Origin of the sequence: Pacificoceanicola onchidii, from assembly GCF_004804335.1 — a bacterium.
GTDB classification, from domain to species: domain Bacteria; phylum Pseudomonadota; class Alphaproteobacteria; order Rhodobacterales; family Rhodobacteraceae; genus Pacificoceanicola; species Pacificoceanicola onchidii.
On the sequence record NZ_SRXY01000011.1, the window covers coordinates 90971 to 109579 of the forward strand.

An 18609-nucleotide genomic window follows, 5' to 3' on the forward strand; every position below is an offset into this window, starting at 1 on the left:
ACCAACGTTCCTCATCACTCAGCGCCCCGCACGAACCACATGGCGTTCAATTTCAAGCCGATAGGTGCCGCGTCCGCGCCATGCGCGGCGGATCTGTTTCTCCAGCGCCCGCAGACGCGCCCGCGCCTGTCCGGCACTCTCGCCGGGGGCCAGCGTATAACTCAGCCGCAGGAAAGAAGGCTTCTTGGCGATCTGTTTCACCAGCCCGTCAATGGCCTGATCCAGCGCCGGAAGCGGCGCGGCCTGACCGGTCTGGAACGCCTGATGGGTCAGATCGATGCGCACCAGCTTGCCCAGTTGCACGCCAAAGTTCAGGCGCGCCATCTTACCGGCGGTCACCCGAATATTGCGCGGGTTTTCAGTGGTGACGCGATAGCCCGTGGGGAGGCTGCGCGTATCGAGCTTCAGCTGGAAGTTCGAGCCGATGTCGCGCGGCAGCGCGGCACAGGGCACGCTGTAGCGGCCAAACTCATCGGTTGTGATGATCGTGCCATCCGGCGTGACAAGACGCACATGCGGCATACCCGGCTCTGTGGTGTCAGGGCGCATGGGCTCCGGCGCGAGCTTGCCGCCCTTGCCGCTGGGCAGAACATCGTCGCGGTAAATCGGCTCGGGCAGGCTGCCCGGCCCGTCCTGATAGCCATTGCCATTGCGGTCATGGAAAACCTTGCCGATCACGTCCGAGCAGTCAAAGACATGCTCCGGCTCGACCGAAACGCTGGCCGTGGCCACATTGGACAGGATCCGCCCGCTGTTGTGTTCGAGCCATGTCTTGTTGACCCGCTCGCCAAAGCTGCCGGTGCGGGTAACACGCGCGGCGAAGGTCACGGTCAGCGTATCCCCCGCTGGCAGGTCCGTGGTCCAGTAAAGCCGCCCGCCCTGCACAATCGGCTCTTGCGCAACACCGTTCACCGTGGCGCTACCCGGCGTATAGACAATACCCGCAGGCAGAACGTCCACCACGCGGGCGTCCACGTAGTTGTTCAGCGTGTCATTGCGGAAGGTGAGCGTGTAGTTGACCGTCTCGCCAAACACCGCGGTGCGGCGATCGGCGGTTTTGGTCGCGACCACATCGTTCACCCCGTTACAACCCATGTAGGGGATGTTGACGTTGATCACGAACGGATCACCGGCCTCGATCACGAAGGTCTGGGTAAAGGGGTTCGCCGCCTCCGAGAAGTCCGCCAGAACGCCGGTGTTGCCCTGCTCGGGCGAGCCAAGCGCCGCCGGGTTTTCCGGCAGCAGCGAGGTCACGTCCAGCGGCCCGCCGGGGCTGCGCGTGGTGGACGGCGTGCCTGCGCTGGGATCGGTAAAGGTCACCGTATAGGTGCCCGGCGCGGTGACGTGGAACTGGTAGTAGCCCAGCGAGCCATCCTGCACGACGGTGATCGCGCCTGTGGTGCCAATCCCGGTCTGGCTGTCGCCGCCGCCACTGACGGTGACAAGCCCGCCAGTCAGAATGCGCCCGTCTTCCTCGCAATAGAGATAGCCCGTCGGGTCATAATCGTTCCAGTCCGGCACGCCGTCATTGTCCCGGTCGCCCGGTTCGAGATAGTCGGGAATGCCGTCGCCATCGGTATCCGTGGTCTCAACCGTCACCTGCGCGTCGGTCGGCTCCGGCATGTCCTCGGAGGTGATGCCCGCCGTGTTCGGCGCACCCGGCTGGCCCGGCGCGGTGGAATAGACAACCGTCAGGGTCACAACCCCGGTCTCACCCGGCGACAGTACAGCATCACCTGCGATCAGAGCAGTATCGCCGCTGCCGTCAAACCCGGCGTTTGGCCCGGCGTCAGCGCCAAAGCCCGCGACCGTGATCTCCATCGGATAGGTATCAGACAACAGCACAGCCGGGGCGAGGAAAGCGTCCAGATCATCGTTGATCTGAATACCGCCCTGCGTAACGTTGCCGGTATTCGTGGCGGTGAAGGTGAACGTCACCTGCTCGACCGTCGGGAACAGCAATTCAGGGCGCGTCGCCTCTTTCGTCAGATCGAAGGAGGGCAGCGGAACAACGGAGCCCGCCGTCGCATCGTCAAAACCGATGCCATCGTCGTCCGACACATCCACCAGCGTACCGCCCTGCGGCGTCGTGGCCGTGGCAATCGCACTGTTCAGAACCCCGCCCGCGTCCATGTCGTCCTGGGTCAGGATACCGGTGGCGCTATAGGTGGCCGTCTCACCGGGGCGCAACGTGCCTTCGGAGGACGGCGGCGTGCCATCGGAACCTACATAAACCGCCGTCAGGGTCCGGGGGTCGTTGCCCGCCAGATCGGTCATCTCGTCGCCGACGGAAATGCCGCTGAGCGTCACGGTGCCGGTGTTGGTCACGGCGATTTCGAACGAGACAGGCTCACCCGCCGCCGCGCCAATAGACGTGAGCGTCTTGATGACTTCAAAGGCGGGCCTCGGCGCGATCAGCGCTTCGGTCGGATCGTCGCTGGTGTTGCCATCGGCGTAATCATCATCCGCCGAGAGGTCATTCACCGGGCTGTCGTCCGCCGCCGTGCCGCGTACCAGAGCGGTGTTGCGCAAGCCGCCCGCGTCCACATCATCCTGCGTCAGCACATGGCTCACCCGCCAGATCGCCTGATCCCCGGGCGAAAGCGTCATGGGCAGCGCCACCGGTGTGACCTCGGCGGTCAGCTCGGTGCCATCTGCGCGGGTCAGCGCATCCGTGACCGTGATACCAGTCAGATCAAGGTTGCCGGTGTTGGTTGCGACGATCTCGAAGATCACCGTATCACCCGGCATCGCGCCGCTCTGGATCACGCTCTTGATCACCGTCACCGCAGGCGCGGTGGCGGGCGCAAAGACCGTGGGATCGTCGGAGCGGTTGCCGTCCGTATCATCACCATCGTCAGAGATATCCGAGACAGGCGCGCCCGCCGGATCAGTGGCGGTGACGGTCACCTGATTGCTCAGACCACCGGCGTTCAGATCATCCTGCGTCAGGGTGCGCTCGGCGGTGTAAATCCATGTCTCACCCACATCCAGCAGACCATTGCCATCATCACCCGAGACCAGAGCAAAGGGCGCATCAAGGCTGACCGGCGTGCCAGAGCCATCTGTCATCACGTCGCTGATCACGACAGTGTCCAGCGTCACATTGCCGGTGTTCGCCACGCTAAGCGAGAAGCGCACAGGCGCCCCCGCCACGGAAACAGTTCCCGGCAGCAGCACCTTGGTCGCCTCCAGAGAGGACAATTGCGCAGGGCCAGCGGTGGTGATGCTGTCACTGTCCGAAATGCCGGAGCCATCCGGGGCAAAGCCCGTCACGCTCGCGGTGTTTTCCTGCGCGCCATCGTCAACCATCTCCTGCGTGACTTCGGTGGTCAGGCTACAGGTCAAATCTGTCGCGCCCGGCGCAAGGCTCGCAATTGTGCAGGCAAAGCCCGGCACCAGCGGGTCCGTCACGGTCAGACCAGTCAGCGTCACATTGCCGGTGTTTTCCACCGCAAAGAGATAGGTCAAGGCGCTGCCTACCGCACCAAAGGGCGACGGTGTGGCGGTCTTGGTCAGGCTGAGGCCCGGCGCGGGGGTCGGCAGGGTCACGGGCAGGATGACCTCATCGCTGACGCCATCGCCTTGCGGATCAACCGCGCGGCCTGTGGCCACGTTGACCAGCGCCCCGCTGTCCAGATCGGCCTGCGTGACGGTGTAATCGCCTTCGCAGATCAGCTGTCCGCCGGGCGCGAGCGTGTCCGCCGCGCAGGCAAACCCGTCGATCAGCGGATCGCGCACAACCACGTTGCTCAGCGTCTGGTTGCCGGTGTTCGAGGCGGTGACGGTAAAGGTCAGCACATGCCCTGCCCCGCTCACGGGCAGCGGCGCGGCGCTCTTGGCGAGCGTCAAGGCAGGCGTCAGAGCGCCATCAACCCGCACCAGATCGGGCGGCGACAGGACGGTTGTGTCATCCGCGCCAAAGGTGGTTTCGGCATAAGCCTCGTTCACCACAAAGCCCCGGTCCAGATCGTCTTGGGTGACGGTGATCTGCGCCGTGCAGGTCGCCGTCTCGCCCGGAATGAAATCCGGGTTGCCCGTGCTTGGGGTAAAGCAGGTCACAGGCCCGGTCAGGGTATCATTCACCACAACCGGCTGCGCAAAGGCACGGGTGCCGGTGTTGGTCACGATAAAGGTGTAGGGGATCACATCGCCCACGGCGCTGAACTCGGTCACGCCCGCAACCTTCTCAACCGACAGCGAGGGCACCCCTTCGTTCGGCACAAGCGCATCATCCAGCGGCGAGGTGGTGGTGCCGTCGGTGGCATAGGCCACGTTGGTCACACTGCCGAGGTCCACGTCTGTCGCCGTGACCGTATAGCTGCCGGTGCAGGTATAGGTGCCGCCGGGAGCGAGGCCCGCCTCTGGGAACGTCTCGCAAATCAGGTCTGCAGGCGCGATCAGCGTATCCACGATCTCGATCGGCTCGGTCACTGTCACGTTGCCGGTGTTGGTGGTGACAAAGCTGTACTCCACCACGGCCCCGGTCACAAACGCTGCCGCCGGCATATCCGGCGCGATCTTATCCAGCGTAAGTTCCGGCATTTGCGCTGCGGTGATGGTGATCTCGGACGGCTCGGATGTTTGTTCATCCAGGCTGGCCGTCGCCGTGTTGGTGATCTGGCCTGCGTCAATGTCCTCCTGTGTCACGCTCAGCGTGGCGGTACAAGTCAGCGCAGCACCCGGGGTCAGCCCCGTGTCCGGCACAGCCTCACAGACCGGGGTGACACCTGCTTCGCTCAAGAGCGGGTCGTCGATGGTGATCGCACCGTATAGCGTGACATTGCCGGTGTTGGTCACGGTAAAGAGATAGGGGATCTCCGTTGCCACCGTGTCAAAGCTCGCCGGGGCCTCCGCGCCAAGATCCTTCAACAGCGCAATTGACGGCTCCGCCGGGATTTCCTGCTCTGCCGGGGTCTCCACGCTGTCGGTCAACGGGCTGCCCACCGGCGGGGTGCCGATGGCGACGGCCGTATTCGACAGACCACCCGCATCCACGTCTTCCTGCGTCAGCGTGTGGCTCACAAGGTATGTCGCCGTCTCACCGGGCAGGAGCGTGCCAAGGCCAGAGCCCATATCCGCACCCGTGAACACCGGGATCGGTGCAGGGGTTATTTCAGTCGCATCAAAGCGGCTCAGGGTCTCTTCACTCACCGCCACATCCGTGAGGGTGACATTGCCGGTGTTGGTGATCGAGATGGTGAAGCCGAGAGTCTCACCCACCTCCGTCGCCGGGGTGCTGACACGTTTGGCCACATCAATCCCGGGCATCGCAGGGATGGAAACAACCGCAGGCTCGCTGCCTGTGCCGCCCGGCGCGCCGCTGCCAGAGGTGTCCTGCGCCAGCGTATCATCCGGAGACAAGCCGCGTGCGATCACGTTATTCGAAATCCCGCCCGCGTCGATGTCCTCTTGGGTCAGCGTATAGCTGGCGCGGTAGGTCCAGACCTCGCCCACGGCCATCTCACCGGGCGTGCCGGTGTCGCCGCCGGTCAAAACCGGCGCGGCATCAAGCGCCAGCGGCGTGCCATCGTTGCGGCGCAGCACCTCGATCAGGGTCACAGTATCCAGCGTCTGGTTGCCGGTGTTCTCGACCGTGATGTCAAACGCGGCCAGCTCGCCCGCCACCGGCGGCGCGCTCAGACCGGCATCGTCCAGCACCTTGACCGCGGTCAGGGCCGGGGTGGCCGGATCGACGGTCACCTCAACCGTATCCGTATCGCTCAGGGTATCGCCATCCGGGTCCGTAGCGGTCACGCTTGCCGTGTTGCTCAGCACCACCTGCGCGTCGATATCCTCTTGGGTGACGGTGTATGTCGCCGTGAACTCCGCCACATCGCCGGGGCGCAACACATCCCAAACCGCATCCTCAGCCGCATCGCTGCTGTCACCTGTGGGCGCGGCATCCGTCGCCAGACGATCGCCGCCAACGGCCAACGCCACCGTGCCAGAGGCCGAGGTGTGATTGTCCGACACACTGACATCCGTCAGCGTCTGGTTCCCGGTGTTGCTGGCGCGATAGGTGTAGGTCAGCACCGTGCCAACCGTCACATCCGTGCTCTCGGACGGGATTTTCTCCAACACCAGCGCCGGGGCCGCCGTGACCGGCAGCGTCAGCGTGGCGGTCTCGCCGCCGGGGGTGTCCGGCAGGATCGCCTGATCCGAGAAGGCCCGCGCAACGTTGGTCAATGCGCCGGAATCCACGTCTTCCTGCGTGACGACATACTCTGCCGTACAGGTCAGAACGCCGTTCGGGGCAAGGCCACCTGCGGGCAACGCCGGGCAGGACACGTCGTCGATCTTGTCGTCGGTCACAGAGATCGACGTGGTCAGCGTGACGTTGCCCACGTTGGTCACCGCATAGCTATAGGTGATGGTCTCACCAGCTACAGTTACCGCTTCCACATCGGCGGTCTTTTCCAGAGCCACTTCCGGCGCAGCATCCGGGCCGCGCGCGGTCTCCTCGCCGGTTCCGGTCACCGAAGCGCCATCAGGCGTCGCGCTGGTCCCCGTCGCCGTGGCGATGTTCAGAACCGAGCCAAAACCATCCCCGGCCTGCCCGTCGATATCGGCCTGCGTGACGGTGTACGTCACCACGCAAAGCGCATCCGTCTCGCCCGGCGCAAGGGTGCCAGCATCGCAGGAGGCCGGCACAACCGGCAGGTCGTCGGCGATGGTGATGTCGTCGACCGTGACATTGCCGGTGTTCGTCACTGCGATCAGGAAATCAACCGTATCGCCCACGTTCGTAAACACCGGCTGGCCCGTGGCGGGCGTCGGGGTGACGCTCTTGACCACGGTCAGTTCGGGCGCGGGCGTGGCCAGCGGCACCTCCGCGCTGTCCTCATCGGTCACATCGCCGCCCAAGGGATCAAAGCCGCGCACGGAGCCGGTGTTGGTCAGGCTCTGCGCATCCAGATCGGCCTGCGTCACCGCATAGGTGCCGGTGCAGATCAGCGCATCCCCCGGTGCCAGCGAGACATTCGCCGGAGCGGCAACACCGTCCACCGTACAGGTCAGCACAGGCAGCATCGGGTCGGAAATCGTCACGCCGGAAATCGTCTGGTTGCCGCTGTTCGTCGCGGTCAGCGTGAATTCGACCACATCATCAACCGCCGCTGCGGCAGGCGCATCGCTCAGGACCTTCTCAAGCGCCAAAGCCGGTGCGGGATCGGCCTGCACCGTCTTGGTCGCAGGATTCGACACAACGGCGCGCTCATTGGCTGTGCCGGGGGCAAAGACGGTGTTCGCCAAAGCCTCGTTGGTCACGGAACCGGCGTCGAGATCGTCCTGCGTGACCGTGTAATCGGCCATGCAGGTGAAGCTCTCCCCCACATTGAACACCCCTTCGGAGGCCGGACGACACAGGAACGGCGCGTCAAAGCGGTTGTCGGTGATCGTGACATCCTGATCAAACGCCGCGTTGGAGTTGTTGGTCAGCGTATAGCTGTAGGTAATCACATCGCCCGCCGCCGCATAGGTCACGTCGCTCGGATCGCTGTCCTTGGCCAGCGTCAGTGCAGGCTGCGCATCAACCGGGTAAATCGCATCATCCGCAGGCGAGACCACCGGCGCGCCGTCAAACGTGCCATTGGCCGTGGCGATGTTGATGACAGAACCAAGCGCGATGTCACCGGCAACAATGGTGTAGCTGGCTGTGCAACTCAGGCTCGCGCCCGGTTCAAACAAACCGCCCGCCGGGGCATCGCATGTGACCGTATCAATCAGGCTGTCATCCACCGTGATCGGCGCGTCTATGGTGACGTTGCCGGTGTTGGTGATGGCAAAGCTGTAGGCCAGCACCGTGCCGGTGTCGAAGATGTCCGGCGTGGCAGAGACAAGCTCTTTGACGATGCTCATGTCCGGGGTCTGGATCGCCGAAACCGTCACGCTGTCCGGATCCGACGCAACGGGCGCGCCGTCATAGACCGTGTTGCCGGTGGCGATATTCGTCACCTCTCCCGCGTTCAGATCGTCCTGATCAACGGTGTAAACATGGGTGCAGGTGACGCTGCCGCCCGGCGCAAGCGGGCCCGTGCCACAGGCCAGGCCCGTACCGATCCGGTCATCATCCACGGTAAACGGCCCGGCCAGCGTGACATTGCCGCTGTTGGTGACGGTATAGTCATAGCTGATCGTATCGCCCACGGCCTCATAGGTGCCAGCCGACGAGGCAGACAGCGCCTTGGCCATGTCCAGCGCAGGCTCCTGCGAGGCCGGCACGGTGACCGGGTTGCTGGTGGCGGTGGCTTCGACTTCGGTGGCATCGCCGGGATTTTCCGGCACAACCGGTTGCGTCACGCTGGCATCCGCCACGTTCACAACCTCCCCGGCATCCAGATCATCCTGCGTGACCGCATAGCTGCCGGTACATGTCAGCGAGGCGCCCACGGCCAGCGGCGGTGCGGCGCAGGTGATGGCGCTTTGAGTTTCGATCAGCGGATCGTCAATCGCGATGGCTTCAGTGATCGTGATGTTGCCGGTGTTGGTCACGGTAAAGCTGTAGGTCAGCACATCGCCCACGGCGCTGAACGGGTTCGGCCCGCTGCTCAGCGCCTTGACCACGGCCACCTCCGGCGCGCCCGCCACGGTGACAAGCGTCGGATCGTCGGTGCCTGTGCCATCGTCGTCGGACACGTCCGAAACCGGAGTGTCCTGCGGATCGGTGGCGTCAACTGTCACTTGGTTCTGCACGCCGCCCGCGTCGATATCCTCCTGCGTCAGCGCATAGCTCACGCGGTATTCCCACGTCTCGCCCACCTCAAGCGCGCCCGCCACGCCGCCATCGCCGGACGTCAAGACCGGGGTGATGCTCAAAGGCGTGCCATCGCGGCGCTGGAAGTCTTCGGAGAGCGTCACAGCGTCCAATGTCACATTGCCGGTGTTCTCCGCCGTGATGACAAAGGTGACGATATCCCCCGCCTGCGCCGGGTTTTGAATGCCGGTGGTGATGGCGGTTTTGAAAACCTCCAGCCCGCCCGCCGTGGGGATCGGCGTTTCGGTTGGCGCATCGCTGCTGGCATCCGCGCCACTCACGTCGCTTGCCGGGGTGCCATCCGGGCCGTTGGCCGTGGCGGTGGCAGAGTTCTCTACCTGCCCCGCATCAATATCATCCTGCGTCAGCGCGTAAGTCGCGGTGAAGACCACCGCGCTTGCACCTACGGCAATATCCGGGCCGTCGCCGTCCCCGTCGATATCCGCTCCGCCAGAGGAGAGCACTGGAACCGGCGTGATCCCTGCCCCGGCAAAGCCAGTTTCGCTCACGCCTGTGTCAAACAGCGTCACGTTGCCTGTGTTTTCAACCGTGTAGGTGTAGGTGATCACATCGCCCACACCAGCAATCCCATCGGCGCCAAGATCAAGCGAGGAGGCTTTGACAAGCGTCAAATCCGGCGCGCGGGTCAGCGGCGTGTCGGTGGGCGTGTCGCCCGTCGGGTTGCTGCCATCGTCAGAGGTATCCGACGCAGGCGTGCCATTCGGCCCGGCGCTTTGTGCCAGAACCGTGTTGCTCAACCCGCCATCGTCAATCGCCTCTTGCGTGACCGTCGCCTGAGCCGTGTAGCTCCACGTCTCATCCACATCGAGGAAGCCGTCGCCGTCCGTATCGCCACCTGTAAACAGCGGCAGTTGGCTGAGCGTTTGCGCCGCGCCTTCCGCGGTGGTCAGCGTGTCGGTCAAAGCGGGCGGGTTGAGCGTCACTGTGCCCGTGTTCTCAACCGTAATCGTATAGCTCACCGTATCGCCCGGCACCGGCGGGGTGCTGAGGCTTTCCACGGCGGTCTTGATCACCTGCAAATCAGGCTGCTCAGTGAACGTCGCCTCGGTGGGCGTATCGTTGTCATTGGCAGTGCCGCTCAGATCGCTGACGGGATTGCCAAGCGGATCGTCGGCGCTGGCTGTCGCCTGATTGCTCACGCGCCCTGCGTCCACATCCTCTTGGGTCAACGTATAGGTTGCCGTGAAGGTGATGGTGCCGCCAACGGCCACATCCAGCACCGCGTTGCCATCAAGGTCCGCTCCGCCGCTGGCATAGGCGGGAACCGGCGCGGTGCCCGTGCCGCCAAAGGTGGTCTCCGAAACCCCGGCATCAAAGAGTGTCGTGTTCCCGGTGTTTGTGATCACATAGGTGTAAGTGATCGTGTCCCCGGCCTCGACGCGGCCATCGCCGCCGTCATTGACCACGGCCGTCTTCAGCAGCGCGAGGCTCGGGTCCTGCGCAATCGGCACCTCGACAGGGGCATCAATGCTGTCCGTCACCTCCTGATCCTGCGGATCGGTGGCGGTGGCAGAAACCGTGTTTTCGATCCCGCCCGCGTCCAGCGCCTGCTGATCCACGGCAAAGCTGGCCGCATACACCCATGTCTCACCCACCTCAAACGCGCCGTCGCCATCATCGCCCGAAGTCAGGCTCGGCGTGCTGGACAGGGTCAGCCCATCGCCATTCGCATCGGTCAAAACATCCGTCAAAACCGGCGCGCTCAGCGTCACGTTTCCAGTGTTTTCTACAGTAATTTCAAAGGTGATCAGCTGGCCAAGCACCACCGGATCACTCAGCGCGGTATCATCCGCGCTCTTGGCAATCTCCAGCCCCGGCGCATTGCCAATCGTGGTTTCCGTGGGCGTGTCATTGTCATTCGCCGTGCCCGACAGGTCCGTCACCGGCTGCCCTTCGGGATCATCGGCGCTGGCCGTGGCCTGGTTGGTCACACCGCCCGCGTCAATGTCGTCCTGCGTCAGCGCATAGGTGGCCGTAAAGGTCACGGTCCCGCCCACGGCCACATCCATCACCGCATTGCCATTGAGGTCCGCGCCGCCAGACGCATAGGCCGGTACTGGGGTTGTACCCGTACCGCCAAAGGTCGTCTCCGAGACCCCGGCATCAAACAACGACACGTTGCCCGTGTTTGTGATCACATAGGTATAGGTGATCACATCGCCTTCATCCGCGCGCCCATCGCCGCCATCATCGAGTACCGAAGATTTGACCAAAGCCAGAGACGGCGCCTGATCAATCGGCACTTCAACCGGCGTCGGCAGCGTGCCCGGAACCGGCGTGCCTTGCGGGTCGTTTGTGGTGGCGGAAACGGAATTCTCTACCCCACCCGCATCCAGAGCCTGCTGATCCACGGCAAACCGCGCCTCATAACTCCAGACCTCATCCACGCCCAAAAGCCCGTCACCATCATCGCCGCTGGTGTAGCTCGGCAGGCTGGTCAGGGTCAGCGCATCGCCATTGGCATCGGTCAGCGTGTCGGTCAGAACCGGCGCGGTCAGCGTCACGTTTCCCGCGTTTTCGACCGTGATCGTAAAAACAATCTCCTGCCCCAGAACCACCGGATCACTCAGCGCCGTATCATCGGCAACCTTGGTCAGCACAAGCGACGGGGCCTTAAGGATAGGCGAGACAACCTCATCGGCGGTGTCCGTGGCCGCGCCGCTGCTGCCCGGCCCGGTGCCGGTCACGCTCGCGCTGTTGGTGATATCCGCCTGCGCATCGAGATCATCCTGCGTGACGGTATAGCTGGAGGTAAAGGTAACCGTGTCGCCCGGCCCCATGCTGCTCCAGACGCCATTACCCGCCGCCGCATCGCTCGACGTGCCGATCTCATTGATATCAGAAGACAAAGCCTCGCCGCCGATGGTCACGCTTTGAGTGCCACTGGCCGAGGTGTGCATGTCCGAAACGGTCACGTCCGTCAGGGTCACATTGCCGGTGTTCACGGCGGTATAAGTATAGGTCACCACCTGCCCGGCGGTCAGATCACCGGTGACATCGGCCTCTTTCGCCAAGGAAATCCCTGGCGTCTGCGTGGCCGGGATCGTCAGCGTATCACTGGCCGGATCGGGCACTTCGCTGCTCACGGCGGTGGCGGTGTTGGTCATCGCGCCGCCATCGAGGTCCGATTGCTCCACCCGGTCCGTGGCCGAACAGCTGTAGAATTCAGAGGGCGCAATCCCGCCCGCAGGCATGCCGGTACAGGTGAAGGTTCCGATGCGGTCATCCGTGATCACCGGCTCTTCGGTCAGGGTCACATTGCCGATATTGGCAATCGTGTAGGTATAGGTGACCAGCGCATTCCATGTGTCGATCTCGGTGGTCGTCGATTCCTTGACCAGCGTGAAACGCGGATCGAGATCCGGCCCCTGCACAAAGACTTCGCCATCATCCGTCGCCGTCGGGAGCGCCGGGTTCAACGGTGTGGCCACACCCGTCGCCACGTTTTCAAAACCGGCATAAACGGTGGAGCCATCAGAGCTGGCCGCGTCGATGTCGTCTTGCGTGACGATATAGGTGAACTCACAGCTATCGTCGCTCTCGCCCGGCTCCAATTCGCCCACGGTACAATTGACCGGAGAGACCGGCAGGCTGTCGGTGATCAACGTGCTCGCTTGCGTGACATTGCCGGTGTTGGTGACAGTAATCACAAAGGTCAACGGCTGACCGGGATCGGTAAAGGCGGGCTGACCGGCAAGCGGCGCGGGCAGAATGGCCTTGTCCACCTGAATAGACGAGACCGGCGCGATCAGCGGCTGATCGTGCATATCGGTGCCCGTGATCGTTTCACCCTGCGGATCGGTCGCCGTGCCGCTGGCCGTGTTGGTCAGAGTCTGCGCGTCAATATCCGCCTGTGTGACGGTATATGTCCCGGTGCAGAGCAGCGCCTCGCCGGGGGTGAGCACCACATTCGCGGGCGCACTTACGCCGCCAACCGTACAGGTCAAACTCGGGATCAGCGGATCAGAAAGCGCCACACCCGAAAGCGTCTGGTTTCCGTCATTGGTTGCGCTGATCTCATAGGTCAGCACATCGCCCACCTGCGCCACACCACCCGAAAGCGTTGTCGTCATGGACTTGTCGACGGTCAAAAGCTCGCTCTGATCGGCGGTGATCGTCTCGGCAACACCGGGCGAGCGCACATCCGTCGCCGGACCTGACGGCGCATAAACCGTGTTCGCCGTCGCGTTGTTGGTCAGCTCACCGGCGTCCAGATCATCCTGCGAAATGCTATAGGGGAAATCACAAATATGCGTGGCACCGGGAGCAAACACGGAGCCTTCCGTGGCCGCATCGCCGCGGCAAGCCAGCGTGCCCATCACGTCATCTTCGATGGTGATCGCCGCCGACAACGCCACGTTGCCGGTGTTCTCGACCGTATAGCGATAGGTAATCACGTCACCCACTGCCGTGTAGGGCAGGTTCGCGGGCAGCGCCTCTTTCATCAAGGTCAGCGCAGGCTGCGCGTTCACCGGGTAAATCGCATCATCGCTCGGCGATTGCACCGGGCTGCCGTCAAAGCTGCCGGTGGCAAAAACAACGTTGGTGGACGCGCCCAGATCAATGTCATTCTGCGTGACGGAATGCGTGGCCGAACAGGTCAGCGTATCGCCGGGGGCCATCTCGCCCCCAGGCACAGCCGGACAGACCGGGGTGACAAGGTTATCAGTCAGCGTGATCGGCGCATCCACCGTCACGTTGCCATCGTTGGTCACAACGATGGTGTAGCTCAGCATGTCACCCACGGTGAAGAAACCGGGGTTATCCGTGCTGTCAAAGGTCTTCACGATGGCCAGCGACGGATCCTGCACCGCGTTGATCGTCACGCTATCGGGATCGCTGGCAACCGGGCTGCCATCAAACACCGTGTCCGCCGTGGCGATGTTGGTCACTTCACCTGCGTCAATATCGTCCTGCGTCGCGGTCCAGTCCTGTTCACAGATCACCTGACCACCCGGGGCCAGCGGCGCGGCGGAACAGGTCAGCGTGCCGGTGATCTTGTCATCGTCCACGGTGATCGGCGCGGTGGTGGTCACATTGCCGATGTTGGTCACAACGTATTCAAACGTCACGGTGTCGCCCACCGCGTCAAAGCTCGCGGCGCTGGTGGATTTCACGCGCTTTTCAATCCGCAGCGCGGGCTGCTGATCAACGGTGAAGGTCTCGCTGTCCATGTTGGACTGCACCGTAACCGTCGCCGGATCGCCGGGATTGCGCGGGATCACCGATTGCGTGACCGCCGCCTGCGCCGTGTTGTTCACCGCGCCATTGTCGAGATCAATCTGCGTCACCTCGTATTCACCGGTACAGGTAAAGGTATCCCCCGGCGCCACGCCGCCAAGCGGCAGCACGGGGCAATCCACATCCGGGATCAGCGGATCGGTGACGGTGATCTCCGATGTCAGGGTGATGTTGCCGGTGTTGGTAACGACAAAATCATAGGTCAGCACCTGCCCCACGCTTTCCAGCGTCGCGCCAAAGGTGCTGGTCTTGGCCAGCGAAATGGACGGTACCTGCGCCGGGCCTTCGACGGTTTCGGTGTCGCTTGCACTGACCGGCGTGCCAAGCACATCAGACGCGCCGGTGACAGTCACCGTATTGGCAAAGCTGCCCGCGTCCACATCCGCCTGATCGAACGTCTTGGTCACAGAAAGCGCCGTTATGCCATCGGCACACAGCGTCGTGCTCGCCCCCGGCAACAGGTCGGGCAAGGAGCAGGTGAACGCGGGGTCGGGATCAGTGATCGTCAGCCCGCTCAACGTGACATTGCCGGTGTTGGTCACGGTGAAGGTATAAACCTCGGTGTCGCCCGAGGCCGCATAGGCCCCATCAGTCGAAACCTTGTCCACGGCAACTGACGCGCTTTCCGCCGGGCCGGTCACAACGGCCGTATCGCTCTGCGGCGTCGGCGCGGCCACACCCGCCGGGGCATCTGCGGTGACATTGGCGGTGTTGGTGATCGAGCCCGCGTCAAAGTCCGGCTGGGTGATGGTGTAGCTGGCGCTGCAACTCGTGTCATCCGTCACCCCCGGCGCAAGGCTCGGGATGGTGCAGCTGACAGGCGCGCCAAAAAACGGATCGTTCACCGCCACGTTGCTCAGCGTCACGTTCCCGGTGTTGGTCACGGCAAAGGTGAACTCGACCACCTCGCCCACGGCGGTAAACGTTGCAGCCGCCTGTTTGTCAAATGTGAAGGAGGCGGCCCGCGCCGGGCCGCTGACAGTTTCGGTGTCGGTGATCGGGCCAAGATCGGTCGAAGAGACCGATCCGGTGTTGTCCACCTGCCCCGCATCAATGTCCGCCTGTGTCACCGTATGACTGTAAGTACAGGAGGTGTCCGTCACCCCCGGCGCCAGTGTTGGGATGAGGCAGGAATAGCCCGGATCCAGCGAATCCGTGACCGTCACGGCGGTCAGCGTCTGCGTTCCCGTGTTTTCGACAGAAAACGTGTATATAATAATGTCACCCACAGCGTCGAAGCTGCTGCGGTTTGCGTCCTTCGAGAAGTCCAGCGCCTTGACCGCATCCGCCGGGTCAATCGTCGCCGTGCTGCTGCTTGTCTGGGTCAGCTGCGATCCCTGCGCCGGAACCGCCACCGCCGTGGCCGTGTTCGGGATGGTCTCCGCATCCACATCATCCTGGGTGACCGTGTAGCTCTCAGACGGGCAAGAGGCCGTCGCGCCCGGTGCAATCTCGCTAAGCACACAGGACATGGCCGGAATCAGCGGATCGCTCACCGTCACATTGCGCAGCGTCACGTTGCCTGTGTTCGTCACGCTGAAATCATAGCTCAGGCTCTGACCCACCGTATCAAACTGCGCCGGGCCGCTTTTGGTGAAGGTCATCGCCGGGCTGGCAACGACCGGAACGCTGGCGCTGCTGGAGTTCGACTGGATCGTCACCGTCGGCCCGCCCCCGGAGAAGGGGAAGCTGGCGGTCGCCGTGTTGTCGACCTGCCCCGCATCAATCTCGCCTTGCGTCACGCCCACGCGCGTGCCGGTACAGTCAAAGCTGTCGCCGGGGTTCAGCGTGGCGGGCTGCGCCGAACAATCTGCCGGCCCGGTCAGCGCCGGGTCATTGATGGTGATCGGCTGCGCGGGCAAAAGGATCTGCGTGTCGCCCGTGTTCTCGACGGTAAAGCGATAGGTGATGCTGTCGCTTGTCGCTGCAACACTGGCCGTGTCCGCGGTTTTGCTCAGGGTGATCTCAGGGGTAAAGACCGGCGCGATCTGCGCGCTGTCCTCGGGAGAAACCGTCGCCCCGGCGCTCGCCTCCGCAGTGTTCACCACGCGGCCAGCCAGAACATCATCCGAGGTCAGAACATAATTGGCCGTACATTGCACCGAACCGCCCACCGCCAGCGGCAAGGCGGCACAGGCAAACGTACCGATCTTGTCGTCGGTGATCGAAATCTGCGTCACCCCGGTCAACGCTTGCGTCAGCGTCACGTTACCCGTGTTGGTCACGTCAAAGGTATACGTCACCGTCTCGCCCACGGTGAAGTCTTCCGCAGCTACCACAGGCGCGGTTTTCTCCAGGTCCAGCGCCGGGTTCTGATCCGCTTCAACCGTGACCGTATCGCTGTTGCTGCTCACCGCTTCCGCCGCCGGTCCATCGCCCGTTGCCGCCGCAGAGGCAATGTTGGTGACAGAGCCGGCGTCCAGATCCGGCTGATCGACCACGTAGTTCACAGAAGTACAGGTCACCGACGCGCCCGGCGCAATTTCCGTCGCCGCACAGGTCACAGTGACCTTGTCATCCGTCACGCTCGGCCCGTTCAGCGTCACGTTCCCGGTGTTGGTCAGAATGTAGTCATATATAAGAATGTCTCCGACCGCGTCGAAAGTCGTCTCGGACCCGGCATTCAAACGCTTGTCCAGCGTCAGACCGGTGCTGCGCAGGGCAGGCACGGTGGCATCATCGCTGTCCGAGGCGCTCAGCGCGCCAACCGTCGCTGTGACCGACGCGGTGTTCGGCACCTCACCCGCATCAATGTCATCCTGATCGACCGTATAGGTCGCCGTACAGGTCACGGACGCACCGGGTGCAACGCCGCCCGCCGGGCAGCTCGCCCCGCCGGTCAGCGTGTCGCTGATCACGGGTTCCGGCAAGGTCACATCGCCGGTGTTGCTGACCACAAATTCGTATTGCAGCACGTCCCCCACCGCATCGTAATTCGCGGTGATCGAGGTTTTGACCAGCGTCAGATCAAGGCTCGGCACCTGCCCCGGCACGCTCTCGCTGTCACTCTCGGAAAGCGGCGTGCCATCCGGGGCCTCAGCCGTCGCGGTGGCCGTGTTGTCGATGGTATAAACCGGGTTGGCCGCCACCGCGTCCACATCGGCTTGCGTGACCGTGTAATCCCCCGAACAGGTAAAATCGTCACCGGGGGCAAGATCGGGCACGGTGCAGCTCAGACCCGGCAGGAGCGGGTCGTCAATCTCCACATCGCTCAGCGTGACATTGCCATCGTTGCGCACAAGGAAGCTGTAAGGGATCGTGTCGCCCGCCACGCCGAAATCGCTGGCGGTGGTGGATTTGTCAAAGAACAGCACCGGGTTCGCCACCGGGCCGGTCAGCGTCACCTCGTCTTCCAACGCGCCAAGCGTGCCGAAGTCCGGCACACCCTCGGCAATCGCGATATTGGTGACAAACCCGCGATCCACGTCTTCCTGCGTCGTTGTATAGGTCGCGGTACAGGTGGTGGAATCCGGCGCAGGCGCCCCGCTCGGCTGGTCGAGGATCACCGTATCATTACAGGTCACCGCGCCGATCTGGTCATCAAACACCGAAAGCTGCCGGATCGGCACAGACCCGATGTTCGCAACCTCGTAAGAAAAGGTCACAACCTCGCCGGGCGCGGTGAAACTCGATGCATCAGCGGTCTTTTCCAGCGTATAGCCCGGTGCAACCGTGACAATCGCGGGGTTGGTCAGCGACGGCCCGCGCCGGAAATCCCAGTAGTTGTCATTCGGATCATCATCAAAGACCTGCGTCACCGTCTGCCCGGTGGTCAGGATGTTCGACAAAAGCGCCGGGTTGGTCGAGGAGAACCAACCGGTGTTGAAGGTGTTGTTGCCAAAACCCGTAGCAAAGCCAAAGCTCTGCGTACCGGCGGTGTTGGTGATCTCCGTCGTTAGCCCGGACCAGCTGCCCACGTTGAATCCGTTCAGGATCAGGTCGATGTCGTTGTTGTCGAAACCGCCTGGCTGGGTGTCGCCGTCATAGGCGCTGAACCGGATATGCACCTGCGCAAGGCCGCCGCCGAAATAGTCGGTACAGCTGGAAAAGCCGCAATCAAGCCCGATCGGATTGTTGATGGTGAACGGGTTGCCCCGGAACGCGGCGGGGGACCCGCTGTTCTGAAACCCGCGAAACGCGCCGGTGGGATCGGAGAACTGATAATACAGGTTGCCATTCAGACCTTCGAGGACAATCGCAACACCGCCCGCTTCGGGATACTCGGCTGGCAACACAATGGAGGTGCCGGGAACCGTTGTTGTGAACGGCGTCGCTTGGGCACTGCCCGCCGCAACGCCAAAACCCAAAGCACACAAAACCCGCGCCACGCGCGTCCAGGCTGAAGCCATCACCCACACTCTCCCCGTTCAGCGCATGGTTGTCATGCGGTCTGAATGTCATCAAAGATGAATACTCTGGATCGAAGCCCCCGCCTATGGGATTTCAGCGCGCAAACTCCCCTGTTGCGGCGCCGCAACGCTTCCTAAAATGTATATAAATCAGTCACGTAATCCCGAGGCGTGTTGTGGTTTACGTAACCCTGCGCAAAGGTCAGCGCAAGTTTGCGGTTCAGAACCGGGCTTCCGCAACGT

At 63.2% G+C, this 18609-nt stretch carries 1 protein-coding gene; it reads right to left on the reverse strand.

Annotated features, from left to right (window positions below; all coding sequences use genetic code 11):
* Positions 1 to 18: 18 nt before the first annotated feature.
* The gene (locus tag E4662_RS22650; RefSeq protein ID WP_136443917.1) at positions 19 to 18366 is read right to left on the reverse strand and encodes a DUF7507 domain-containing protein; all 18348 of its coding nucleotides are present in this window, start codon (positions 18364 to 18366) and stop codon (positions 19 to 21) included.
* Positions 18367 to 18609 lie beyond the last annotated feature (243 nt).